Below are 24,527 nucleotides of genomic sequence, written 5' to 3'. Positions count from 1 at the left end.
CTCAGACCGCGGACTCCGCGAACCTCGACAACGCCAGCAGGCGCGATGTGGCGCGCAAGTACTTCTTCCGGTAGCCACCGGCGAGCATCTCCTCGGTGAAGATCTCGTCGAGCTTGGCACCGGAGACTGTGACGGGGATGTTGGCGTCGTAGAGACGGTCCGCGAGCACCACCAGTCGCAGCGCCACCGACTGATCCGGTGCGGGATGTACGCCCTCGATGCAGACCAGGGACACGCCGTCGACAAGTGCTTTGTATTTGGACGGATGCAATTTGGCCAGGTGAGCGCACAGATCATCGAAGTCGTCGAGCGTGGCGCCGTCGGTCGAGGAGGCCAACGCCACCAGGTCGTCGTCCGACCTCGGCTCCGGGGCGGGCGGCAGGTCGCGATGACGGTAGTCGGGTCCGTCGACGCGAATGGTCTCGAAGATCGCAGCGAGCTTCTTGATCTCACGCAAGAAGTCCTGGGCGGCGAACCGGCCCTCACCGAGCTGTCCGGGCAACGTGTTCGACGTGGCCGCGATCGACACCCCCTTCGCGGTCAGTTCGGTCAGCAGCCGCGACACGATCATGGTGTCGCCCGGGTCGTCGAGTTCGAACTCGTCGATGCACAGCACGTTCTGGGCCGACAATCGCTCGACGGCATTCATGAAGCCCAACGCCCCGACGAGATGGGTGACCTCGACGAACGTCGCGAACGACTTCGGCGCGGGCATCGCGTGATAGATCGACGCGAGCAAGTGCGTCTTGCCCACCCCGAAACCGCCGTCGAGGTAGAGCCCGACCCCCTGTGCGGTCTGCTTGCGGGAGAAGAGTCCCTTCTTGCCGCCGCGCGCCTTCTTGGCACGTTCGACGAAGTCGCGGGCCTTGGTGACCGCCTCCGTCTGCGACGGTTCGTCGGGGTCCGGGATGTAGCTGTCGAAGCTCACCGAATCGAAGGTGGACGGCGGAACCATCTCCTCGATCAGCTGCTCGGGAGAGACCACCGGGTTCCGGTCGGACAGACGTGCCACCATTGGGGCAGGATAGCCACAGCCGACCACGAGGAATGATGCTCCACCAGCACAAAGCGACCCAGGTCACATCCGCCGACCCCGGCGATGCCGGGGATCTACTCGAGATCGCCGGTCTCTATCGCTACCCTGACGCACTCGAGAAGCCCTTTGTCCGGGCCAACATGATCGCCTCGATCGACGGAGCGACCGCGGTCAAAGGGACATCCGGCGGGCTCGGCGGTAGCGGTGATCGCGCGATCTTCCGGGTGCTGCGCGGTCTTGCCGACGTGGTGGTCGTCGGCGCGCGCACGGCCATCGCCGAGGGCTACCACCAGCCGGGGCCCGACGCGGTGTTCGCCGACGCCCGCCGGCGCGCAGGCCGGTCCGCGGCACCGATGCTGGCGCTGATCAGCAACTCCTTGTCGATCGACACCGACTATTCCCCACTTGCCGACCCCGCCACCGTCGTGTTCACCTGCACAAACGCGCCCGCCGCAGCCAGGCGGGCGCTGACCGAACACGGCGCCACCCTGCTCGATTGCGGGACCGGCCAGGTCCGATTCGACAGTGTGCTGGCACATCTCGCACGACTCGGCAGGACCCGTGTGCTCTGCGAGGGCGGCCCGAGCCTGCTCCGAACGGTCGTCGCCGAGGGGCTCCTCGACGAACTGTGCCTGACCACCAGCCCGACCCTCGCGGCCGGAGACGCCACCCGCATCCTCGCCGGGCCGGCGCTGAGCGAGCTCGCACGGATGCGCGCAGCGCACATTCTCTCCGACGACGAGGGATTCGTGTTCACCCGCTGGGCACGTGATCGCTGACCGGTTGGCTACGCTCGCCGTCATGGCCTTGGGGAGATATATCGTGCCGCGCGGTACTCGGTCGCCGGTGATCTCGGAACACACCACACCGTGGCGACGGCGACTGCTGGTGGCGAGCGTCGCCGCCGCCCTGGTCGGCGTGTCCGCGTGCGCGGTCGGACCGAACCCGGGACCACCCCTCGTGCCGGGTGGCGGCGGGGCAGGCCCGGCCCCCGCCTCATCCAGCGCGCCGGCCAAGGCACCGACGCTGCAGAAACCGGCGCATGACCTGGCGTGGGAAGCCTGCGGTCCGAAGATCGCCGGCGACTACCGAACGGCCGCCCCGTCCGGACTGAGAATCGACTGTGCCGATCTGCCCTCCGCGATCAACCCGGATCGGCCCCAATCCACGTTGTCGGTCGGGCTGACCCGGATCAGCACCCCACAAACACCCGCCGACGCCGCGCCACTGGTGCTCACCTCCGGCACCGACATGCCATCCTCGCGGACCTTGCTGTTGCTCGCGTCGGGTTCGGGCCGCACCCTGCTCGACAAGCATCCGGTGGTGGCCGTCGATCGGCGCGGTATCCCCCAGAGCACCCCGGTGGATTGTCTGACGCGCGCCGACCGGCACACGTACGCCGACAACGGTCTGACGCGGGGCACCTCGCAGGATCGCCGCATCAGCGACCTGGCCGGGGCGGCCGGAGAAGCCGCCGACGGGTGCACCGAGACGCTCTCCCCCGACCAGCTCGCGTTCGGAATCCGCTCGGCCGCCTCCGATCTGGAAACCCTGCGCAAACGCTGGGCGGTCCCACAACTGGGCCTCATCGGTGTCGGCGAGGGCTCCGACGTCGCCATCGCCTACAGCGCTCTGTATGGCGGCCGCACGGGTCGCATCATCCTCGACACCCCTACTCCGTTCGGCGCCAACGCCCGTGACACCGCTGCGGCGCGGGCGACCGGCGTGCAGGCGGCACTGACCACCTTCAGCCAACGCTGCTCGGTCCTCGGCCCCGCTTGCGCGCTCGGCGCCAGCGGGGCATCGGTCATCGCCGATGTCCTCGCCAAGGGGCGTACCGGCCATCTCGGCCCGCTCTCCGACACCGAGGCGCTCGCGGCCATCACGACCGGCATCGCGCTGGCCCCGAATTCCCCAGAGGGCATCGGCGGCGTCGCCTCGGCGATCGCCGCCGCCGATCGTGGCGACACCGGAGGACTCGCCGACCTCGCCGGCCGGGCCGATGCATTGCGACTCACCGACGGGCAGATCGTCGCCGACTGCAACGATGTCACCGGACCGGTCAGCCAGAACGAAATCGCGAACCTGATCACGACCTGGTCCAAATCGAATCCACTGACCGGCGCCGACGCCGCGCTGTCGCTGATGCGGTGCAACGGATGGGCCGCCGGTGAAGCGGTCGCACCACCCAGCACCTTTCCGGTCGCACCACTGGTCCTGAGCAACCCGGGCGACCCGATCAACGGCGGCACCGGCGCCACCGCCCTCGACGCCTTGTTCACCCGCGCGCGGACCTCGCCGGTGAGCGTGAGCTGGAACGGTGTGGGCTACTCGGCGCTCGCCCGCAGCAGCTGCGTCGCCGATGTCGTCGCCGACTACGTCGCCTCCACTCCCTTGGCCGGTCCGTCGGAACGGGGCTGCCCGAGCTGACCCCTGGGGACGGCCAAACCGGCGGCCCGGGAGATCCCACGCGGCGGCCAGGGAAGGTCGAGCCGTTCCGGGCGCACGTAGTACGGTTCGCGGGTGGCCTTTCTCGACAGGTACCTCTACCCGCAGATGCCCGCACAGCGCATCATCCCGCTGGTGCTGTGGCCGATCACCGTGATGATGATCTTCCAGCGGTCGGTCCTTCTGGGCGTCAACGGTGACCGGACCGACGACTTCCGGCCGGTGTACAACGCGGCGCTGGCGTTCCTGAACCGGCAGCCGGTGTACGCGGAAAACCTCAACACGGTCGATCCGCACTACCTGTATCCCCCGTCGGGCACCCTGCTGATGTCGCCGCTGGCGGTGATCGACCCGGAGCGCGCCCGCTGGCTGTTCATCGCCCTCAGCGTCGTCGTGCTGATCGTATGTGCCTATCTGATCACCCGGCTGTTCGGTTTCGGCGCGCGGTCGTGGGTGCTGCCCACGGTGCTGTTCTTCTTCTTCAGCACCGAAACCGTGACCCACACACTCGTCTTCACCAACTTCAACGCCTTCGTGCTGCTCGGCCTTCTCGCGTTCCTGATCCTGATGCTGCGCAGGCAGGACTGGTGGGCGGGTGTCCTCATCGGGTTGACGTTCGCGGTCAAACCCGTCCTCGTACCGCTGCTGCTCCTGCCATTGCTGGTGGGACGCTGGCGGATCCTGGTGAGCGCCATCGCCGTTCCGGTGATCTTGAACATCGTGGCGTGGCCGGTGTCGGCGGACCCGAAATCCTTTGTCACCCGTACGATCCCCTACCTCGGTGAAGCCCGGGACTACTACAACAGCTCCATCGTCGGCAACGGCGCCTACTTCGGCGTCGCCGACTGGCTCATCATCGTCCTGCGGATCGCATTCTGCGTGATGGCGGTCTTCTCACTGTGGTTCCTCTACCGCTACTACCGCCACACCAACGAGTTGCTCTGGCTCACCACCTCTTCCGGCGTGCTGCTGTGCACCACGTTCCTGGTCGGTTCGCTCGGGCAGGGTTACTACTCGATGCTGCTGTTCCCGCTGGTGATGTCGGTGTTCATCCCGGGCTCGCCGATGCGTAACTGGCCGGCCTGGCTCGGCGTCTACGGCTGCTTCACCTTGGATGCCTTCAATTCGGTTCGCTGGCCGGACTTCGGTCGGCAACTGGAATACAACAAGGTCACCTGGGGCTGGTCGCTACTGATGATCGCGGTGTTCTGCGCCCTGCTGTTCCGGTACCTGGACATGCGGCGCGACGGCGTCGCCGGTAGCTGGCGCGACTGGTCGGCGCCCGCCGACCCGGTGACTGCCGCCCCGGCGCACACACCGTCCACGGAAGCCGGCGGCGTCGGGTCCCAGCCGGTCGGCGGATGAGATCTCGTCCGCTGCGATGACCGAGGCTGGCGAGTGCTGTGACGGGCTCGTACGGTGGAACCATGACCGATATCCCCGCCCAGCAGACGCCCGCCGAGTTGGCCGATCTCACCGACGAACAGTGGCGGGAACGTCTCACGCCCGCTGAATATCGTGTGCTGCGGCAGGCAGGTACCGAGGCCCCATTCGTCGGCGAGTACACCGACTCCACAACCACCGGTGTGTACCGCTGCCGGGCCTGTGGCGCCGAACTGTTCCGCAGTGACCAAAAGTTCGAATCACATTGCGGCTGGCCGTCGTTCTTCTCGCCTCTGGCCGGGGACACGATCATCGAGCGTGTCGACGACTCGCTCGGCATGAGCCGCACCGAGGTGCTCTGCGCCAACTGCGGCAGTCACCTCGGGCACGTGTTCGCCGGCGAGGGCTATGACACCCCGACCGACCTGCGCTACTGCATCAACTCGATCAGCCTGACACTCGAACCCGAAGAGTAGGCCGGCCGCCGCGTCAGGGCAGCGTGTCGACGAGCGCGGCGGGCTCGACCCGCGGCCCCGTGAAGAACGGCGTCTCCGTGCGCACGTGCATCCGCGCCTCGGTGGCGCGCAGGTCGCGCATCAGGTCGACGATCCGGTGCAGCTCGGGCGCCTCGAACGCCAGCAGCCACTCGTAGTCGCCGAGCGCGAACGAGGCGACGGTGTTGGCGCGCACGTCCTTGTATTCGCGCGCTTCCTTGCCGTGGTCGGCGAGCATCTTGCGGCGCTCCTCGTCGGGCAGCAGATACCACTCGTAGGACCGCACGAACGGGTAGACGCAGATGTAGTTACCTGGCTCCTCGCCGGCGAGGAAGGCCGGGATGTGACTCTTGTTGAACTCAGCAGGCCGATGCACCGCGACGTTGCTCCACACCGGGGTGCTGGCGCGGCCCAGGGCGGTCTCGCGACGGAACCGGTTATAGGCGGCCTGCACGTCCTCGATCTTCTCGGCATGCCACCAGATCATGTAGTCGGCGTCGGCACGCATCCCCGACACCTCGTAGACGCCGCGCACGATGACGTCGGTGTCCTCCAGCGACTTGAAGAAGTCGGTGATGTCGGACTTCACCGAGTCGCGGTCGTCGCCGAGTTCACCCGGCCGGACGGCGAACACCGAGAACATCAGATAGCGGATTGTGGAGTTCAGTTCGGCATAGTCCAAGCGGCTCATGAATCCATGGTGCCACTCCGGACCGCTGTCGGCCGCACCCAGGTCTTTGGACCCAAGCGCCCAGTAACTGCTCAGCCGAGACCGGCGAGCAGCCGGTCGGCAGCTCGCCCCGCCTGACCGATACAGGCGGGGACGCCGACACCTGCGTAGGACGACCCGGCGAGAGCCAGGCGCGCCGGAACCGCGTCGAGCACTTCCCGCATCCGCGTCAGGTGGCCGGGTGCGTAACGGGGCAGTCCTCCCGTCCAGCGTTGCAGCCGGGTGCCGAGAACGTGTGCCGAGACCGGAGCCAGCCCGGCCGCGGCACAGATCCGGTCCAGATCGGCCAGCGCCCACGAGCGCACCCTCGAGTCGATGTCGGGAACGGTTGCCGCATCGGGCACCGGATCGCCATATCGCCCGAAGGAGGCGCGTACCGACACCGGGGCGTCGCCGGAGCCGATATGCGCCCACTTCTGCGAGGACAACGTGAAAGCCTTGGGGCGCAATTCTTCTCCCGTGGCCACCAGCACCCCGGAGTGTTGGGGCAACGGTGTCGCGGGGGCCAGTGCGATGGACAGCACCACCGACGAGGCGGGTTCGACCGACGCCAGCGGTGCGGAGACGTCCGGAAATGCTTGTGCGAGAAGCTGTGCGGTGACCCACGCGGGTACGGCAAGGATGACCCCGTCGTAGCCGGCGTCGGCGGCAGGCACGCCTTCGGTCCGCACCGACCAGCGATCGGCGACCGGGGTCACCGCAGTGACCGTGGCGCCGGTCCGGACGGTGGGGTGGGCCGCGGCGGCGAGGGCCTCGAGGAGGATCCGGTATCCGCCGATCAGTGCGCCGAACACGGGACCCGAGGCGCCGCCGCGCCCGAGGAGGTCGTCGACCGCTGTCGACAGACTCGGCGACCCCTCGTCCAGTCGCGCCGCCAGGGCCGGGATCGCCTCGCGCACACCGATGTCGGCGGCCAGTGACGAATACACACCACCGAGCATCGGGTCGACGCTGCGCGCGACGACCGACGGCCCGAAGCGGCCGGCGACGAGTTCACCGACACTCATGTCGGTTCCCGGCCGCCAGGCGAACGGGCGCTGCGACTCGGAGCCGATGCGGGCGAGATCATCGGCGTCGGCGAGTCCGGCCACCGCATCGGCGGACGCCGGGATACCCATCAGTGCGGGGCTCGGCATGGGATGCAGATCGCCGCGTGCCCAGATCGCGGGACGACGCGGCGTCGGCGAGACGATGCGGTCGGCGAGGCCGAGTTCGGTCACCAGGTCGACCGCCTCCGGGCGCCGCACGATGAACGCCTCGGCGCCCACGTCGACGGGCTGACCGGCGACGTCGACGGTCCGCAGAACTCCCCCGAGCCTCGACGCCGTCTCGTACAGGTCGATCGTGACCTCGGGGCCCAGTGCGCGGCGCAGACGATAGGCGGCGACGAGACCGGAGATCCCGCCGCCGACGATCGCGATCCGGGTGGGCGTCACAACGAATGGATGAGTTCGACGGCCCTGGTCAGTGCATCGGGATCGGTGTCGGGCAGCACACCGTGTCCCAGGTTGACGATGTGGCCGATAGCCCCTGCCGCGAGCGCGCGCTGACCGTCGGCGAGGAGAGATCGGATCTCGCGTTCGAGCACCGTCGGGCCGGCGAACAAGACGGTCGGATCGAGATTGCCCTGCACGGCCTTTGGCGCGGAGATGCGGCGCACCGCCTCCTCGAGCGGCACCCGCCAGTCGACCCCGATGACATCGGCCGGGGCGGCCATGTCGGCGAGCAACTCGCCGGTGCCGACGCCGAAATGGATTCGTGGGACACCATATCCGGCGATCTCGGCGAAAACACGGCCGATGTGCGGTGCGACGTAGGTCCGATAGTCGGCCACCGACAACGCGCCCGCCCACGAGTCGAAGACCTGCACCGCGTCGACTCCGGCATCGAGCTGGACCTGCAGGAAGGTGATGGTGATGTCGGCCAGGCGCGCCATCAGCACGTGCCACGTGTCGGGGTCACCGCGCATGAGTGCCTTGGTCTGGACGTAGTTGCGGCTGGGGCCGCCCTCGATGAGGTAGGAAGCCAACGTGAACGGTGCCCCGGCGAAGCCGATCAGCGCGGTGGTGTCGTCGAGCTGGTCGAGGATCTGTGCGACCGCCCGGCTTACCGCGCCGACCGCGGCCGGGTCGAGCCGCGGCAGCGCATCGACGTCACCGGCGGTGCGGACAGGCGATTCGATGACGGGCCCGGTGCCCGCGACGATGTCGAGCCCGATACCCGCCGCCTTCAGCGGCACCACGATGTCGGAGAACAGGATCGCGGCGTCGACGTCGTGGCGCCGGACCGGCTGCAAGGTGATCTCGCAGACGAGGTCGGCGTCGAAACATGATTCGAGCATTCCGTGGTCGGCGCGCAGCGCGCGGTACTCCGGTAGCGACCGACCGGCCTGCCGCATGAACCAGACCGGCCGCCGGCTCGGCGACTCGCCCCGGGCGGCGGCGACGAGCGGCATACGGGTGTGGCTTCGGCGGGTGCGTGGTAGGTGCGACATCACCGCTCACTCTGCCATGAGCTGCTCGGGCGAGGATCGGCATGGTCGGGCGGTCGGTCACCCGTCACCGCGGCGTCACCCATCACCGTCCGCCGCGGCGTCACCGTCGCCCCGGCGCGCCTCCGACGCCCGGCGTGTTCCGCGTCATACCGTCGGTGACGTGACCTCCTCCGGAGCTCCGACGGAGCCTGCTGACTTCCGCACCGCGGTCGAGTCGCTGCATTCCGCACGTATCCGGCGCGAGATCGAGGTCGGGCCGATCCGCCCCCCACAGCGTCTCGCGCCGTACAGCTATGCGGTGGGCGCCGAGGTGCGGTTGCCCGACTCACCCGATGACCTCGATGCCGACTCGCAGGGCAGCGCATTCGGTCGGCTGATCCTGCTTTACGATCCCGACGGCCAGGATGCCTGGAACGGGACGATGCGCCTGGTCGCCTACATCCAGGCCGAGGTCGAGGCCGCCCTCGCGATGGATCCATTACTGCCCGAGGTCGCGTGGAGTTGGCTGAGCGACGCCCTGGGCGTGCCGGTGGGTCAGACCACCTCCGACGGCAGCGTTCGGGGTAGTTCAGGTGCGGCAGTCGAGGTGACCGCTCTGGGCGGCACCGTCACCTCGACCACGTCGGTGCGCTACGGAGACATCGCGGGGCCACCGCGAGCGCACCAGCTCGAACTCCGCGCATCGTGGACCGCCGCGGCCTCCGACGGACTGGGCGGACACCTCGAGGGATTCTGTGAGGTCTTGGCGTCGGCCGCGGGCCTTCCGCCGGTGGGCGTCACCGAACTCGGGTCGGCGTGAGCGCCCCCGACACACCAGCAAACCCGGAAGATCCCACGGACTCCCGGCCGGTCACCCCGCTACTGAGTCCCCGTGACGGTATCCCGCCGGTGCTCACCTCAGCAGACGAATTCGCCGATGCGGCAACCCGACTGACGCAGGGCACCGGTCCGGTCGCCCTCGACACCGAGCGGGCATCGGGCTACCGCTACTCTCAGCGCGCCTATCTCATCCAGATCCGGCGCACCGGGGCGGGATCCTTCCTCATCGACCCGACCGAAGAACCCGAGGCACTGCAGCCGGTCATCGACGTGCTCACCGAACCCGAATGGATACTTCACGCCGCCGACCAGGACCTGCCCTGCCTGCGTGACCTCGGATTCGAGGCGAACGAATTATTCGATACCGAACTGGCCGGCCGCCTACTCGGCCTACCGAGGGTGAACCTCGCGGCGGAGGTCGAGGAGTTCCTCGGCCTCGGGCTGCAGAAGGGCCATGGTGCCGCCGACTGGTCGAAGCGACCGTTGCCGCAGGATTGGCTCAACTATGCCGCGCTCGATGTCGAGGTGCTCGTCGAGTTGCGCGACACGATGGCCGACGCACTCACCGAAGCGGGCAAACGAGAATGGGCCACCGAGGAATTCGCCTACGTGCTCGGCCGCCCTCCCGCACTGCCCCGCACCGACCGGTGGCGACGGACGGCCAACATTCACACCATCAAGACCACCCGGGGTCTTGCCGCAGTACGCGAACTGTGGTCGGCGCGTGAGGAGATCGCGCAGCGACGCGATGTGGCGCCCGGTCGGATACTGCCCGATTCGGCGATCATCACCGCGGCGGCCGCCATGCCGGCCGGCGTTGCCGAACTGACGCGATTGCCGGTGTTCGGAGGTCCGCGCCAGCGCCGTCAGGCGGGTACGTGGCTGTCTGCCCTGGCGCGCGCACGAGACCTCCCCGACGACGAACTCCCACCCCGCAAGGTGTCGGTCACCGGCCCCCCGGCCGTAAGCCGTTGGGAGCAGCGAAATCCCGAGGCCGCCGCCCGCATCGGCGAGGTACGGCCGGTGATCGCGCAGATCGCCGAGGAACAGACGTTGCCCACCGAGAACCTGCTCGCTCCCGAACTGGTCCGGCAACTGTGCTGGGAAGGTCTGGCCGCACCGATCACCGTCGAGTCGGTTGATGCGCGCCTCGCGGCCGGCGACGCCCGGGCCTGGCAACGCGCGCTGACCGCCGAGCCGATCGCCATGGCGCTGACCGCGGCCGCGGCGCCGGCCGACGGCTCCTGACACTCACCCGGCGTCGGGCCCCTCGGCCTCGCGTACCGACCGGTCGGCGTGGGGAGAGCCGAGGTCGGCACCGAAATCGGGCCGGTCCAGATCCGGGGTGACGTGCATCCCCGAGACGGTGGCGGTGATCGACCGGGCCAGATCCTGTGCCGTCAGGCCCAGTTCGGCGAGGATCTCGCCGCGGGACGCATGCGCGATGAATTCCTGTGGGATGCCGCGATTCTGGACCGGCACATCCACCTCCGCCAGCCGCAACGCCGCCGAGACCGCCGACCCGACGCCACCGTGTACGCCGCTGTCCTCGAGCGTCACCACCAGCTGATGGCGTGTCGCCAGCTCGGTGATCGACGCCGGTATCGGCAGCACCCAACGCGGATCCACCACGGTGGTCTCGATTCCCTGACTGCGCAGCCGCTCGGCGGTGTCGAGGGCCAGCGCGCAGAACGCCCCGACGGCGACGATCAGTACGTCGCCCCCGATCGATGCGGCGGGTGGCGTACCGCGACGCAGGACCTCGACGCCGTCGTCGAGGCGTTCGACGGCCCGGATATCCTCGGGCACAGCCCCTTTCGAGAATCGGACGGCGGTGGGACCGTCGCCGACGGCGAGAGCCTCGTCCAATTCCTCACGTAGCCGCACCGCGTCGCGGGGGGCGGCGACCCGCATTCCGGGCACTATCGCGAGCAACGACAGGTCCCACATCCCGTGGTGGCTGGGTCCGTCGGGGCCGGTGATCCCGGATCGATCGAGCACCAGTGTCACCGGCAGCTCGAGCAGCGCCACATCCATCAGCAATTGATCGAAGGCCCGGTTGAGAAAGGTCGAATAGATGGCCACGACGGGGTGCAGACCGCCGAGCGCCAGCCCGGCCGCGCTGGTCATCGCATGTTGTTCGGCGATGCCGACGTCGAACATGCGGTCGGGAAATCGCTCTCCGAAGGGTGTCAATCCGGTCGGCCCCGGCATTGCCGCGGTGATCGCGACGACGTCGTCACGCGCGGCCCCGGCCTCGACCAGTGCGGCGGAGAACACCGACGTCCAATCCCGTGGCGAGATCGATTTGGCGCGGCCCGTGACCGGGTCGATGACCCCGGTGGAATGCATCTGGTCGGCGACGTGGTTCTCCGCGTGCGCGTAGCCCATGCCCTTATGGGTGACGGTGTGCACGATGACCGGACCGCCGTACGAACGTGCCTGTCGCAACGCCGATTCCAGCGCTTCGACGTCGTGCCCGTCGACGGGCCCGACGTATTTGAGTCCGAGGTCGGTGAACATCACCTGCGGTGCCAGCAGGTCCTTCAGACCGCTCTTCATACCGTGCAATATCGCGTAGGCGGGACCACCGACGATCGGCAACTTCTTGACCGCCCGACGGCCCTCGTCGAGCAGCCGCTCATACCCCGGCTGCAGCCGCAATCCCGAAAGGTGGCGGGCCAGTCCGCCGATGGTCGGCGCGTAGGAGCGGCCGTTGTCGTTGACGACGATCACCACCCGGCGGTCGGCGGCGGCGATGTTGTTGATCGCCTCCCAGCACATCCCACCGGTGAGTGCGCCGTCACCGACCACGGCCACCACGGTGCGATCTCCTTGGCCTTTGAGAGCGAAGGATTTGGCGAGCCCGTCGGCGTAGGACAGTGCCGCCGAGGCGTGGGAGGACTCGACCCAGTCGTGCGGGCTCTCGGAACGTTCCTGATAGCCGGTCAGTCCGCCACGCTGGCGCAGCGTGTCGAACGCGTCGCGGCGTCCGGTCACGATCTTGTGGACGTAGGACTGGTGGCCGGTGTCGAAGATCACCGGATCGATGGGCGAATCGAAGACACGATGCAGCGCGAGCGTCAGCTCGACGACGCCGAGGTTCGGTCCGAGGTGACCGCCGACGGCCGACACCTTCTCGACCAGGAATTCGCGGATCTCCGCCGCCAGCGACGCGACCTCCGCCGCGGATAGCTCCCGCAGGTCGGCCGGTGAATTGGTGCGCTCGAGAAAGCCCATCCCATCCTCCATCAGTCATCAGCACGCCGGGTGTGGGCGTGCGCCCACCACACCGGAAGGCATGCGCGGGACCGTTCGTGTCAGTCTACGGTCGGCGCGCGCCGACGCCGGCTCGTGGCACCAGCGCGTCAGCGTGAGATCGACCGCACGAGGACCGCGATCGCCTCGATGTGGTGGGTGAGCGGAAAAGCGTCGAACCCACGAATTGCGCGTGTCCGGTAACCCCGATCAGCGAAAATCCTCAGATCGCGAGCGAAGCGTGCGACGTCGCATCCGACGTACACGACCACCTGGGGCGCCGCGGCCACGATCTGGTCGATCACCCGGGCACCGGCGCCGGTCCGGGGCGGGTCGAGGACGACGACCTGCGGAGCGGGTAGCCCGCCGATCTGTTGGGCGACCTCGCCGTGGTGGACGGTGATCGGGCCGTCGGCGCCGAAGGTCTGCTGCGCGGCGTGCAGGGCACCCGCGTCGGAATCGACGATGTGTACCTCGCGCGCACCGACCTGGTCGGTGAGGACAGCGGCGAACACCCCGGCGCCGCCGTAGAGATCCCAGCACGTCGCGACGTCTGTAACGGCGGCCGCGGCGCTTCGGGCGGCGGCGGTGTGGTCGGCGACGAACTCACCGACGGTCTGGGCGTAGACGCGCGGCGCCGCACGGTGGCCCTGCCAGAAGCCCGTCACCGGTATGTCCCACGCCCGCTCGCCCACCCGATGCCGGGCCATCGGCTCGCCCTCGATGACGCGTTGTGCACGTGGTTGTTCGCGTCGGCGTCGTCGTTGCTGCGCCGACCGTCGACGGTCGCGGGCCGCGGCCGCCGGTCGGGTTGCGGCGGGGGCGATCTCGGTGAGGTGCCGTCGCCCGGCGTCATCGAGGACGATCGCGAGTTCGGCGTCGGGGGTGAATGTGCCGTCGAGCGCCGCGAGGTCGCTGAGCAGCGGGTCGGGCTGAGCGCACCGGTGCCCCACGACGATGCCCGCGCCGCCGTGCTCGTGCAGACCGGCGCGCCCCTGTCCGTCGACTGCCATCCGGGTGCGGATACGCCACCCGGACTCGGCCTCGTCGAGCGAGCCGACCTCGGGCGATCCGCCGTCGAGGGCAGCCAGTGCCGCAGGAGTGAATCCGCCGATCCGGGTCAGGACATCGACGAGTACCTGCGACTTGAGGGTTCGGGCGTGAGCAATATCGATGAAGTCGAGATCGCAGCAACCCGCGCCGTGCGCGGCCGCGGCACAGCGCGGTGGGCGGCGGTGCGCCGACGCGTCGAGCACCTCGTCGACCGCGGCGACCAGAAATCCGGACTTCTTCTCGACGACCGTGGCGGTCACGGTCTCACCGGGGATGGCGCCGCGGACGAAGACCACCCGCCCGTCGTCGGCGTGTGCGACGGCGGCACCGCCGTTGGCCGGGCGTTCGATGGTGAGCGTCAACCGATCACGCACCGCGCTCATGCATCAGGCCCGTCGCCGCCGCCTAGCGCACGGCGGGTGTCGCCGGGTGCGTGATAGGCGAGGTCGGTCTTGCGGCGATCAGAGGAATTGAGCTGCCACGGAACCGATGTCACCATCACGCCGGGCTCGAAGAGCAGCCGGGTCTTCAGGCGCAGCGCCGACTGGTTGTGCAGGATCTGCTCCCACCAGTGCCCCACCACGTATTCGGGGATGAACACGGTGATGACGTCGCGCGGTGACTCGCGGCGCACCCGGCGCACGTAGTCGATGATCGGACGGGTGATCTCGCGATAGGGCGAGGCGATCACCTTGAGCGGCACGCGCAGGTCGCTGTCCTCCCATTCGGAGACCAGCCGCCGGGTGTCGCGGTCATCGACGTTGACCGTGATCGCCTCCAGGGCGTCGGGCCGGGTGGCACGCGCGAACAGCAGGGCCCGTTTGGTGGCCATGTGCAGCGTCGAGACCAGCACGATGGAGTGCGTGCGGCTGGGCAGCACGGCCTCGTCGTCGTCGGATGCGCGCTCGAGTTCACGTTGCACAGTTGCGTAGTGGTGGTGGATCGCCTTCATCAGGACGAACAGGAACACCATCGCCAGGATCGCGATCCAGGCGCCGGCGGTGAACTTGGTGATGAGTACGACGATGAGGACGATCGCTGTCATCAGCAGACCGACCGTGTTGATGACCCGTGACTGCATCATGCGCCGACGAGCCTTGGGATCGGTCTCGTTGCGTAACAACCGGGTCCAGTGTCGGACCATGCCGGTCTGGCTCAGCGTGAACGAGACGAACACGCCCACGATGTAGAGCTGGATGAGCGCGGTCACCGCGCCGCCGAACGCGACCACGAAGGCGATCGCCGCGACCGCGAGGAACACGATCCCGTTGCTGAACGCGAGTCGGTCACCGCGGGTGTGCAATTGCCGCGGCAGGTATCGATCCTGGGCGAGCACCGAGCCGAGGACCGGAAAGCCGTTGAACGCGGTGTTGGCTGCCAGCATCAAGATCAGCGCGGTGACGGTGGCCACGAAGTAGAAGCCCGCCGGGAAAGTGTTGAAGACGGCATGCGCGAGCTGGGCGATCATGGCCTTCTGCTGATATCCCGGGGGCGCCCCGATGAGATCCTGCGACGGATTCATCACGTATTTGGCACCGATCCGCTCGGCCAGGAACACGATGCCGAGCAGCAGCACGATCGCGATCGACCCGAGCAGCAGCAGTGTGCTGGCCGCGTTGCGCGACTTGGGTTTCCGGAACGCCGGTACACCGTTGCTGATCGCCTCGACCCCGGTCAGTGCCGCGCAACCCGAGGAGAATGCGCGCGCGATCAGAAAGACCAGCGCGATCCCCATGAGCTGGCTGTGTTCGGCCCTGATCTGGAAGTCGGCAGTTTCGGATTGCACGTGTCGGCCGAGCACATAGATCTCGACGAATCCCCAGATGAGCATGCCGAGCACACCGACGATGAACGCGTAGGTCGGGATGGCCAGCACCATTCCCGATTCCTTGAGACCCCGCAGGTTCACCGCGGCCAGCACCACGATCGCGACGACACAGAACCACACGCGATGTTCGGAGACGAAGGGTATCGCCGACCCGATGTTCTCGGCGGCCGACGAGATCGATACCGCCACGGTCAGCACGTAGTCGACGAGCAGGGCACTTCCGACGGTCAGGCCCGCGGTCGGCCCCAGGTTGACCGTGGCCACCTCATAGTCACCACCGCCGGAGGGATATGCGTGCACATTCTGGCGATAGCTGGCCACGACCACCGCCATGACGATCGCCACCGCGATCGCCACCCAGGGTGTGTAGGCCAATGCCGAGAGCCCGGCGACCGAGAGCACCAGGAAGATCTCCTGCGGCGCGTAGGCGACCGACGACATCGCATCGGAGGCGAAGACGGGCAGCGCGATTCGTTTGGGCAACAAGGTGTGACCGAGGCTGTCACTACGAAAGGGACGCCCCAGAAGCAGGCGTTTCGTCGCAACGGACGCCTTTGACACGGTGGACACCACGCAACACTAAGACCTCGTCCAGACGAAGGCCACCAGGACCCGCGTCACGACGTGGGCGCGGAGGGTAGGTTCATCTCAGCGTGAACCGAGACCGGTCGACGCAGGCCGGACACGAGCGGCGGATCACGCCGATACGGAAGGATCGATTTTCTTGCGGGTAGTCATCATGGGCTGCGGACGCGTCGGCTCGTCGCTGGCCCGGGCGATGCAGAAGCGCGGCCACGAGGTCGCCGTCATCGATCGCAATCCGACGGCCTTCACTCGGCTCGGCGACGACTTCACCGGGCGCCGCATCCTCGGCGTGGGCTTCGACAGGGACGTCCTGGTCAAGGCCGGCATCGAGGAGGCCGACGCCTTCGCTGCGGTCTCCTCGGGCGACAACTCCAACATCATCGCCGCGCGGGTGGCCCGCGAAACCTTCGATGTGGAACGTGTGGTCGCGCGCATCTACGACGCCAAACGCGCCGCGGTCTACGAGCGTCTGGGTATCCCGACGGTGGCGACCGTCCCCTGGACCACCGAACGATTCGTCTCCGCACTCGGTGAGATCTCCACCACCGAGTGGCGCGACCCGTCGGGGACGGTGGCGATCGCGCAACTCGAGATCGACGAGTCGTGGATCGGCACCACGGTGGTGAAGTTCCAGGAATTGACCGGCGCGCGGGTGTCGTTCATCAATCGTCTCGGCAATCCTGTTCTACCCGAAGCAAAGACGGTGCTGCAGCAGGACGACGTGGTCTTCGTCGCGGCCCTGCTCGAGCGCCTCGCCGAGATCCGTTCGATCGCAGCGTCGCCGATCGACGCCGACTGAGGAGTGCACACATGAAAGTGGCCATCGCCGGCGCCGGCGCGGTCGGCCGGTCCATCGCGCGCGAGTTGCTGGTCAACGCGCACGAGGTGACCTTGTTCGAGCGCAACGCCGACCACATCGATCCCGACGCGGTAGCCGGCGCGCAGTGGTTGCTCGCCGACGCCTGCGAGCTGACGACCCTGGAGTCGGCAGGGCTACAGGGCTTCGATGTGATGATCGCGGCCACCGGCGACGACAAGGCCAACCTGGTGGTCAGCCTGCTCGCCAAGACCGAGTTCGCAGTGAACCGGGTGGTCGCGCGCGTCAACGATCCCCGAAACGAATGGCTCTTCGGCGAGGACTGGGGTGTCGACGTCGCCGTGTCCACCCCGCGGCTGCTCGCCTCCCTCGTCGAGGAAGCGGTCTCGGTGGGAGATCTCGTGCGGCTCATGACGTTCCGGCAAGGGCAGGCCAATCTTGTCGAATTGACGCTGCCGCCGGACACCCCGCTGGCCGGACGGCCGGTTCACAAGCTGAGCCTCCCGCGCGACGCCGCTCTGGTGGCGATCCTGCGCGGGGGCCGGGTGATAGTGCCCGAGCGGGACGATCCGCTCGAAGGCGGCGACGAACTCGTGTTCATCGCTCCCACCGAAGCCGAGCCGGCGCTCCATGACGCCATGCGGGTCCCCCACTGATATGGCGCGCGCCGAGCCCACCGGCTCGGCTGCGGCGCCCGCCCATCACAGCCCGGCGGCCGTCACGAAGTCAGTCCTCGGCTCCATACAGTTCGTAATAGGGGTTGTAGATCACCTTGAACCCGTCGTGTTCGGCGAGACGGCCGCGCACGGTGAGTTTGCGTCCGGGTTCGATCCCCGGAATGCGGTTACGTCCCAACCATTTCAGGACGACGGTATCGCTTCCGTCGAAGAACTCGGCCTTGACGCCGCTGCGTGCGGCTCGTGAACAGGTCTCGACTGCACGCAGTTCACCGTGCATGGTGACCTCGTCACCGCGGCAACACTCGACGGCGCGCTGGGCGCCGGTCGCTTCGGATTCGGCAGCGATCTGTTGCGCATCCGCATTGCCGAGATCTTCGGTCAACCGTTTCGTCAGCCGCTTGAGATAACCGGCCGTCGGCATCACAACCTCCATGGGACACATCGTGGGTTCCGCTCGGTGTTCGACATTCGGGGGCACGAGCCGCTGGGCTGATCTCGCACACCTTGTCGGTTCCGACGCGGCACTTCGGCTCAGCGTAGACCCATGTCCTCAGCGGGTACAACGCACGGCATGATCTGTACATGCCCGCGAATGACACGACCCGTGTGACCGGCGCCGACGTGCTCATCGCCCTGCCCGGAACGGGCTCGGATGCGGACTTCGTACGGCGGGCATTCGGACCTGCCGCGCGTGGTCTCGGCGCCGATCTGATCGCGCTCGAGCCGACCGATGATCTGATCGGCGGTCATCGTCGTGGACTGGCCGAGTACGCGCGGGCGGAGCGAATCCTGGTCGGTGGCTTCTCGATCGGCGCCGCCCTGGCCCTCGAGTGGGCGCTCGGCCCGGCCGGACGGCAGCGGTGCGTCGGCGTGTGGGCCGCGATGCCTGCCTGGAGCGGCGATCCGGCCACTGCGGTCGCGGCCGGGAGTGCGCTGGCCACCGCCCGGGCACTGCGCACCGACGGCCTGGAGACCACGATCTCGGCGATGGCCGCCACGAGCCCTGAGTGGCTGGGGCGCGAGTTGTCCCGCTCGTGGCGGTCCTTGCACCCCGGTCTGGTCCGCCAGCTCGAGCAAGCGGCGACCTACCGGGCGCCCGATGTCACGGCGATCCGCGGATTGGTGGCGCCGCTGGCGGTGGTCGGCGCGGGCGACGATCCGCTCCATCCGTGGGCAGTCGCGCGCTCGTGGTGCGACGCCGCACCACACGCGCGCGCCGAGCAGGTGGGCGTGGATCGCTGGGGCGCAGACCCCGCGGTACTGGGCTGGACGTGCGCGGCCATCTGGAGCGCTCTGGTCTACGACGAATAGTCTTGCCGCCCAGTGGTTTGTGCACCCGCCCGCCGTTATGGTGCCGGGCGCGACCCGGTCAGCGTTTGCCGCCGCGCCGGCGGAACCGCTGCATCGCCGAGCCCGACGAGGGCGGGACGGGGTCGTCGTCGACGTCGTTTTCTGTGACAGCACTCTCTGCCCCACCGCTCTCCTCGACGCCCCCGCCGGTGGGCGCGGAGTCCGCGATGACGGTCGCTCGCTGGATCTGATCGAGGGCGCCGCCCGCGGGAGGCGCAGCCGCCGAGACCGGGGAGTCGGCGTCGGCGACCGCGGTCGTCGGAGGTGCGAACCCCTCCTCATCGGGGAACATCTGTTGCTGCGCGGCCGCGACCTGCTCGGCGAGTACGGGCGGCAGCACGATCGGCAACATCTCGCGCGGCGGCGCCGGATCCTTGCCCCGACGCACCACCGACTCGGCGAGCACCGCACGCGCGAGTTGGGCCAGCGGGTCGGCGGACTCCGCCGGACCGCTGGCCACGCACCGCACCATCCAGCGCGGACCGTCCACCCCGATGAAACGATGAACTCCCTCGGACACCTCCGCGAGAACCTCGCGTCCCCAATGCCCGTCCTCGACGCTGGTCGTCGCGCCCTCATCACGCAGCGATGCCGCGAGTTCACGGACCACCTCGCGCCACAGGCCGGGCGACTTCGGGGCAGCGAAGGCGGTCACGGAGATCCGCCCGTGCGGGGTCACGAGATAGACCGCCTCGGGCTGGTGATCCGGCGACATCTCGACGGTGACCTGTCCGCCCTCGACCACCGGTACCAGCACCGAACCAAGATCCAGATGTGAATTCGCGAGCTCCTCGGCGGAGGTGTCGAGGAGCTCGATGTCGTAGGGCCCGCGCGCCTGCCCGACCCGCAGCTCGTCGTCGTCAGCCATCAGTTCACGTCTCCCATCGTCGGATCACCGTCGGTCCGATCACCGTCATTTGTGCAGGGTAGTCCAGCCATCGGCGGAGTTCTCAGAGGATCGCGTGACCGCCACTCGACCCGTAACCCCCACCGCCACGACTGGTGTCGTCGAGCTCGTCGACCTCGACGAACGCGGGGAGTTCGACGCGCTGGACAACCAATTGCGCGATGCGGTCGCCGCGTGTGATGTGGATGGGTTCGGAAGGATCGAGGTTGATCAGGCACACCTTGATCTCGCCGCGATAGCCGGCGTCGATGGTGCCGGGGGTGTTGACGATGGACAGACCCGCGCGGGCGGCCAACCCCGAACGCGGATGCACCAGACCCACGGTGCCGACCGGTAGGGCGATCGCGATCCCGGTGCCCACCAGTTGTCGGCGCCCCGGCGCGAGTTCCAGGTCGGTCGTCGAGCACAGATCCACACCCGCATCATCGGGGTGGGCGCGGGCGGGTAGCGCGATGTCGGGGTCGAGACGGCGGATCCGCACCGCCGGGACGGATCCGGCCGGAACAGGCGCGGTCACAGGGGGGAATTCTGATGCCACGGTGGAAGACTACGCTGGCGGGTGTGAGTGACCCGGAACCCCACGAGGAGTCCACCAGCAAGGCCCCCGACCCGGCGCGTGCGGTCCGTACCGAGTCGAGCGGACCGGCCGCCGGCGACCGTTACACCGAGCGTTTGTCGGTGCCCTGGTGGTGGTGGCTGGCTGCTGTCGTTGTGATCGGCGTCGTGGGTCATGAGATCGAACTGTCCGCACACCATTCGGTCTGGGGTTACCTCGGATATCTGGGTGCGGCGGTGGTGTGCGCCATGGTGCTGGTCTCGATGGGCCACACACGCATTCGTGTGAGCGCCGACGGCCAGCTATACGCGGGCAAAGCGCGTCTGCCACCCTCGGTGATCGCGCGTGGGGCGACCGTCCCCGCGTCGGCGAAGAGCGCCGCGCTGGGTCGCCAACTCGATCCCGCGGCGTTTCTCATCCACCACGCATGGGTGAAGACGATGGTGCTACTCGTGCTCGACGATCCCGATGACCCGACGCCGTATTGGCTGGTCTCGACGCGTCGTCCGGGAGAGTTGTTGGACGCGTTGGGCATTGCCGACGCGGCAGCCGCAAGCGCGTAACGCCGGAGCCGACGCGGCCCAGCCCGCCCCCAGCCTGTGATCCGCCCGGCAGGCAGATCAGGCGGGGCGGCTCAGGCGCAGTCCACGCAGATCATGTCGGACCCGTTCTCATGGGCCAGCCGACTGCGGTGATAGACGAGAAAGCAACTGGTACAGGTGAATTCGTCGGCCTGTTTGGGAATGACCCGCACCGACAGTTCCTCACCCGAGAGGTCTGCACCGGGCAGTTCGAATGACTCGGCGGTATCGCCTTCGTCAACGTCGACCGCAGCCGACTGCGCCTCGCTGCGCCGGGCCTTCAGCTCTTCGAGCGAGTCCTCGTTCAGGTCCTCGGACTCCGTGCGCCGTGGGGCGTCGTAATCAGTAGCCATTGTGTGCCTTACCTGGTTGAAGGGGCGCGACCGCCGGTCGTCGGCTTGTGACCGTTGACCACCGGGGCGCCAAGCCGCCGGGATTGTCTTGCCGGCGTCACTACAACGTCATGACCGGTGCGATTCGTTACCAAACGGCCACCGGACATATGTGATGTTGATCACAATCTATTGCCAACCCTCCGCCGGACTCGGGAGTGGTGGGCGCCCGAACTCTAGTCTATGGCGATCACAGAGTCAACAGTCGGCTCGCACTGGTTCCGTGTGACACCGCAACCCACGCGTCGACGGCGCCGCCTGCGGTCGATCACCCCGGGCACCCTCTACAGTTGGGCCAGAATTGGCAGTCGGGCCCGGATTCCGCCGGGCGAAGGAGCGCAGTCCACGGTGGTCTCGCAGATTACGACCGGTTATCCGACCGACCGCAAGGGTCGGCCCTACAAGCGGCGCAGAACGCGCCCGATCGCCATCGTGCTCGCGGTACTGGCGGTCCTCGGCATCGTCGTGTGGTCGGTGGCGCTGGCGGGCTCGGAGGCCGACGCCACCCCCACCGATTGCAACACGCCGGGCCCGGCGAGCGCGTCGGCGTCGGTCACGACACCGCAGCAGCCCGCCGCGCCGGCGAGTCCGGCCACCACTCCGACGCGCGCGGTGGCCGATCGTGACGGGATGCTGTCGGTGGCCCCGGCTCCGTTGTCGACGTTCCAGGTCCGCGTTCTCAACGCCTCCACCCAGCGCGGCGAGGCGCAGTTGGTGTCCAACGACCTCACCGCGCAGGGCTTCACCCCGGCCGGGGACTCCGCATACGGCGACGACCCCGTCTATCCCGGACATGACCTGAACTGTGTCGCCCAGATCCGCTTCGGACCGGCAGGCAAGTCGGCCGCTGCCGCGGTGTGGCTGGCCATACCCTGTGCTCAGCTCGTCAACGATGGTCGCCGCGGCACCGACGTCGACGTGGCACTCGGCCAGTACTACAAGCCACAAGAGCAGTCGCAGGATGCACAGGCTGCGCTCGAGGCGTTGCGCTCGGCGGATCCGAAGAATCCGCGGAGCGGCGTCGATCCAGGTCTGGTCAAGGCAGTCCACTCGCAGCACTGCTGAGCGACCGGGCGAGACGGCGCCGGCCGGCCGCGATCACCACGACGGCCTCAGCCGTCGGCTCCCGGTAGCGCCCGGCGCGCACCGAGATCCTCGAGTAGTGCGATGAACTCGTCGGCGACGCCGGGCGCGACCGCGATGGTCGCATGACCGTCGGCAGACCTCGAATCCGGCGGCGGCAACTCGACCACCGCGCCCGCCTCTGCCGCGATCAGCCCGCCCGCCGCCCAGTCCCACGGACTCAGACCGTGCTCGATGTGCGCATCGACTGCGCCACTGGCCACCATGCACAGATCCAGTGCTGCCGCCCCGATCCGGCGCACGTCCCGAATCCGCGGCAGCAAGGCCGCCACGATCGTCCCCTGCGCTTCCCGCCGCGCCGAGTCATAGCCGAACCCCGTCGCCACCAGCGCGAGCTCGACACGATCGAGGTCGTTGCACCGCAACCGCACGACGTCACCGTCGGCGTGCATGAACGCGCCGCCGCCGACGGTCGCGCGGTAGGTCACCCGGCGCGCCACATCGACGACCGCACCGGCCACCGAACGTCCGCCGATCTGGGCGGCCACCGATACCGCAAAGGCCGGGACGCCGTACATGAAGTTGACCGTTCCGTCGATCGGATCGACCACCCACCGCACACCACTCGGGACGCTGACACTGCCTCCGGACTCCTCACCGAGGATCTCGTCGTCCGGCCGTGCCGCGCGCAGTCGAGTACGGATCAACTCCTCGGACTCGGTGTCGGCCAACGTGACCGGGTCGGTCGGCGTCGACTTGGTCGACACCGCCTCGACGCCACCCGGCGCGATGCCCGGGCCCGGGCCACCGAAGAGTTCCCGCCGACGGCGACGGACGTGGTCTGCTGCCGCCTCGGCGATCTCGACGGCGAGCGCACCCAGCGCCGTCACGTCCTCGGTTGCCGTGTCCTCGGTTGCCGTGTCCTCGTACGGTGCCTCGCCCGCTCGTCGCTCCACCCATCCATGTCAGCACATCCGGCGGCCGAACCGGACAGTCGGGCAATCGGTGAGACCGGTCTCACCCGACTCCGTCGCGCGCATACACCGTGGCGTCCGGCGGAGGGACTTCGCCCGACATCGGTGCGGCGCCGTGCGCGCCTGGATAGCCTGGAGGCGCCATGTGGCCCAGTGTCACCGCTCACCGTGTCGAGAGGACCCGCCATGTCCGAGTCTGTCACCCCCGACTCCCCTGTCATCGCAACGAATCTCGGCTTCGGCGTCGACGTCGGCGGGTCGGGCATCAAGGGCGGAATCGTCGACCTCGACACCGGTGCCCTCGTCGGTGAACGCTTCAAGGTACTCACCCCACAACCCGCCACGCCCGACGCCGTCGCCGGTGGCGTCGCCGAGGTCGTCGCCCAGTTCGACTGGCAGGGGCCCGTCGGCATCACGCTGCCGGGCGTGATCACCGAGGGCGTGATGCGCACGGCGGCCAACATCGACAAGAGCTGGATCGGCACAAACGTCTACGACCTCTTCAGCAAGGAGTTGGGTGGCCGGCATGTCTCGGTGCTCAACGACGCCGACGCGGCGGGCATGGCCGAGGACGCCTACGGCGCCGGTAAGGGCGCAGACGGTGTGATCATGCTCCTGACCTTCGGAACCGGCATCGGTTCGGCGATCCTCAACGACGGAAAACTGGTGCCCAACACCGAACTCGGGCATCTCCAGGTGGGAAAGAAGGAGGCCGAGCACCAGGCGTCCTCACGGGTGAAAGAGGAAAAGGGCTGGACGTATGAGAAGTGGACCGAGAAGGTCTCCGACGTCCTCAAGGTCTACGAGTCACTCTTCTGGCCCCGGTTGTTCATCGTCGGCGGCGGGATCAGCCGCAAGTCGGCGAAATGGATTCCGTTGCTGACCAACTCCACCCCGGTGGTGCCCGCCGCGCTCCTCAACACCGCAGGCATCGTCGGCGCGGCGATGGCCGTCGAGCAAGGACTGCAGGTCTGATCGTGACCTTGCCGTACCGCTGTTGACCTGCGCCTTGTCACATCCCCGCGGGCGGTGTCGTTACAATGGTCGAGACCGGCGCCG

24 protein-coding genes are annotated in these 24,527 nt (G+C 68.3%); 12 read left to right on the top strand and 12 right to left on the bottom strand.

The features are described 5' to 3' along the window. Window position 1 precedes the first annotated feature (1 nt). Window positions 2-1,015: a cell division protein ZapE gene (zapE, locus tag ACPXB3_RS01830; protein WP_425726136.1), complete on the bottom strand. Its 1,014-nt coding sequence runs from the start codon at window positions 1,013-1,015 to the stop codon at window positions 2-4. Window positions 1,016-1,050: 35 nt separating this feature from the next. Here zapE and ACPXB3_RS01825 point away from each other — a divergent pair, with 35 nt between their 5' ends. From ACPXB3_RS01825 to msrB, 4 genes are all read left to right on the top strand, one after another. Next, window positions 1,051-1,815, top strand: a complete 765-nt coding sequence (locus tag ACPXB3_RS01825) for a dihydrofolate reductase family protein (protein ID WP_425703490.1) — start codon at window positions 1,051-1,053, stop codon at window positions 1,813-1,815. Window positions 1,816-1,837: 22 nt separating this feature from the next. After that, a complete protein-coding gene (locus ACPXB3_RS01820; RefSeq protein ID WP_425726134.1) occupies window positions 1,838-3,466 on the top strand; it encodes an alpha/beta hydrolase in 1,629 nt (542 codons plus the stop codon). A gap of 93 nt (window positions 3,467-3,559) precedes the next feature. Next, window positions 3,560-4,849, top strand: a complete 1,290-nt coding sequence (locus ACPXB3_RS01815) for a glycosyltransferase family 87 protein (protein WP_425703486.1) — start codon at window positions 3,560-3,562, stop codon at window positions 4,847-4,849. Between the two features lie 62 nt (window positions 4,850-4,911). Beyond that, a complete protein-coding gene (gene msrB, locus ACPXB3_RS01810) occupies window positions 4,912-5,343 on the top strand; it encodes a peptide-methionine (R)-S-oxide reductase MsrB (RefSeq protein ID WP_425703484.1) in 432 nt (143 codons plus the stop codon). A 13-nt stretch (window positions 5,344-5,356) separates the two neighbouring features. Here msrB and hemQ read toward each other — a convergent pair whose 3' ends face one another. The 3 genes from hemQ to hemE form a co-directional block, all read right to left on the bottom strand. After that, a complete protein-coding gene (gene hemQ, locus ACPXB3_RS01805; RefSeq protein WP_425703482.1) occupies window positions 5,357-6,052 on the bottom strand; it encodes a hydrogen peroxide-dependent heme synthase in 696 nt (231 codons plus the stop codon). A gap of 71 nt (window positions 6,053-6,123) precedes the next feature. Continuing rightward, window positions 6,124-7,527: a protoporphyrinogen oxidase gene (hemG, locus tag ACPXB3_RS01800; protein ID WP_425726132.1), complete on the bottom strand. Its 1,404-nt coding sequence runs from the start codon at window positions 7,525-7,527 to the stop codon at window positions 6,124-6,126. Continuing rightward, window positions 7,524-8,585, bottom strand: a complete 1,062-nt coding sequence (hemE, locus tag ACPXB3_RS01795; RefSeq protein WP_425726130.1) for a uroporphyrinogen decarboxylase — start codon at window positions 8,583-8,585, stop codon at window positions 7,524-7,526. Before hemE ends, hemG begins: the two co-directional genes overlap by 4 nt. A gap of 160 nt (window positions 8,586-8,745) precedes the next feature. On the opposite strand from hemE, the gene ACPXB3_RS01790 reads away from it, so the two are divergent. Together ACPXB3_RS01790 and ACPXB3_RS01785 are read left to right on the top strand one after the other, a co-directional pair. Then, complete coding sequence (locus ACPXB3_RS01790) at window positions 8,746-9,384, top strand: DUF3000 domain-containing protein (protein ID WP_425726128.1); 639 nt, start codon at window positions 8,746-8,748, stop codon at window positions 9,382-9,384. Further along, window positions 9,381-10,652 (top strand): HRDC domain-containing protein, encoded by a 1,272-nt coding sequence (locus ACPXB3_RS01785; RefSeq protein ID WP_425726126.1) that lies wholly within the window; start codon window positions 9,381-9,383, stop codon window positions 10,650-10,652. The genes ACPXB3_RS01790 and ACPXB3_RS01785 overlap by 4 nt, the downstream gene beginning before the upstream one ends. Before the next feature lie 3 nt (window positions 10,653-10,655). Here ACPXB3_RS01785 and dxs read toward each other — a convergent pair whose 3' ends face one another. The 3 genes from dxs to ACPXB3_RS01770 form a co-directional block, all read right to left on the bottom strand. Then, window positions 10,656-12,644, bottom strand: coding sequence for a 1-deoxy-D-xylulose-5-phosphate synthase (dxs, locus tag ACPXB3_RS01780; RefSeq protein ID WP_425726124.1), 1,989 nt, complete (start codon window positions 12,642-12,644; stop codon window positions 10,656-10,658). 128 nt (window positions 12,645-12,772) lie between these two features. Next, window positions 12,773-14,098, bottom strand: coding sequence for a class I SAM-dependent RNA methyltransferase (locus ACPXB3_RS01775; RefSeq protein WP_425726122.1), 1,326 nt, complete (start codon window positions 14,096-14,098; stop codon window positions 12,773-12,775). After that, window positions 14,095-16,113, bottom strand: coding sequence for an APC family permease (locus tag ACPXB3_RS01770; RefSeq protein WP_425703468.1), 2,019 nt, complete (start codon window positions 16,111-16,113; stop codon window positions 14,095-14,097). Before ACPXB3_RS01770 ends, ACPXB3_RS01775 begins: the two co-directional genes overlap by 4 nt. 154 nt (window positions 16,114-16,267) lie before the next feature. Here ACPXB3_RS01770 and ACPXB3_RS01765 point away from each other — a divergent pair, with 154 nt between their 5' ends. Both ACPXB3_RS01765 and ACPXB3_RS01760 read left to right on the top strand, forming a co-directional pair. Next, window positions 16,268-16,927 (top strand): potassium channel family protein, encoded by a 660-nt coding sequence (locus ACPXB3_RS01765; protein ID WP_425703466.1) that lies wholly within the window; start codon window positions 16,268-16,270, stop codon window positions 16,925-16,927. Window positions 16,928-16,938: 11 nt separating this feature from the next. Next, a complete protein-coding gene (locus ACPXB3_RS01760; protein WP_425703464.1) occupies window positions 16,939-17,601 on the top strand; it encodes a potassium channel family protein in 663 nt (220 codons plus the stop codon). Window positions 17,602-17,671: 70 nt separating this feature from the next. Here ACPXB3_RS01760 and ACPXB3_RS01755 read toward each other — a convergent pair whose 3' ends face one another. Next, window positions 17,672-18,046 (bottom strand): OB-fold nucleic acid binding domain-containing protein, encoded by a 375-nt coding sequence (locus ACPXB3_RS01755; RefSeq protein ID WP_425703551.1) that lies wholly within the window; start codon window positions 18,044-18,046, stop codon window positions 17,672-17,674. Window positions 18,047-18,207: 161 nt separating this feature from the next. Here ACPXB3_RS01755 and ACPXB3_RS01750 point away from each other — a divergent pair, with 161 nt between their 5' ends. Further along, entirely contained in the window at window positions 18,208-18,936 is a 729-nt protein-coding gene (locus ACPXB3_RS01750) for an alpha/beta hydrolase (RefSeq protein WP_425703462.1), read from the top strand. A gap of 58 nt (window positions 18,937-18,994) precedes the next feature. Here the strand turns inward: ACPXB3_RS01750 and ACPXB3_RS01745 are convergent, their stop codons facing one another. After that, entirely contained in the window at window positions 18,995-19,843 is an 849-nt protein-coding gene (locus ACPXB3_RS01745; RefSeq protein WP_425726120.1) for a DUF3710 domain-containing protein, read from the bottom strand. Window positions 19,844-19,925: 82 nt separating this feature from the next. Continuing rightward, a complete protein-coding gene (gene dut, locus ACPXB3_RS01740) occupies window positions 19,926-20,399 on the bottom strand; it encodes a dUTP diphosphatase (RefSeq protein ID WP_425703458.1) in 474 nt (157 codons plus the stop codon). A gap of 44 nt (window positions 20,400-20,443) precedes the next feature. Here dut and ACPXB3_RS01735 point away from each other — a divergent pair, with 44 nt between their 5' ends. Next, complete coding sequence (locus ACPXB3_RS01735) at window positions 20,444-21,001, top strand: DUF3093 domain-containing protein (protein WP_425703456.1); 558 nt, start codon at window positions 20,444-20,446, stop codon at window positions 20,999-21,001. Between the two features lie 71 nt (window positions 21,002-21,072). Here the strand turns inward: ACPXB3_RS01735 and ACPXB3_RS01730 are convergent, their stop codons facing one another. Continuing rightward, window positions 21,073-21,372 (bottom strand): DUF4193 domain-containing protein, encoded by a 300-nt coding sequence (locus tag ACPXB3_RS01730; protein ID WP_425726118.1) that lies wholly within the window; start codon window positions 21,370-21,372, stop codon window positions 21,073-21,075. 387 nt (window positions 21,373-21,759) lie between these two features. Here ACPXB3_RS01730 and cei point away from each other — a divergent pair, with 387 nt between their 5' ends. Beyond that, a complete protein-coding gene (cei, locus tag ACPXB3_RS01725) occupies window positions 21,760-22,476 on the top strand; it encodes an envelope integrity protein Cei (protein ID WP_425703452.1) in 717 nt (238 codons plus the stop codon). Window positions 22,477-22,523: 47 nt separating this feature from the next. On the opposite strand, the gene ACPXB3_RS01720 is transcribed toward cei, so the two are convergent. Beyond that, complete coding sequence (locus ACPXB3_RS01720) at window positions 22,524-23,384, bottom strand: inositol monophosphatase family protein (protein ID WP_425703549.1); 861 nt, start codon at window positions 23,382-23,384, stop codon at window positions 22,524-22,526. Window positions 23,385-23,654: 270 nt separating this feature from the next. Between ACPXB3_RS01720 and ppgK the strand changes: the two genes are divergently transcribed. Continuing rightward, a complete protein-coding gene (gene ppgK, locus ACPXB3_RS01715; protein WP_425703450.1) occupies window positions 23,655-24,443 on the top strand; it encodes a polyphosphate--glucose phosphotransferase in 789 nt (262 codons plus the stop codon). Window positions 24,444-24,527 lie beyond the last annotated feature (84 nt).

It is taken from the genome of Gordonia sp. DT219 (genome assembly GCF_049847065.1).
Lineage (GTDB): Bacteria > Actinomycetota > Actinomycetes > Mycobacteriales > Mycobacteriaceae > Gordonia.
The sequence above is the reverse complement of the archived record's forward strand: the minus strand, read 5'-3'. Positions and strand labels throughout refer to the sequence as shown.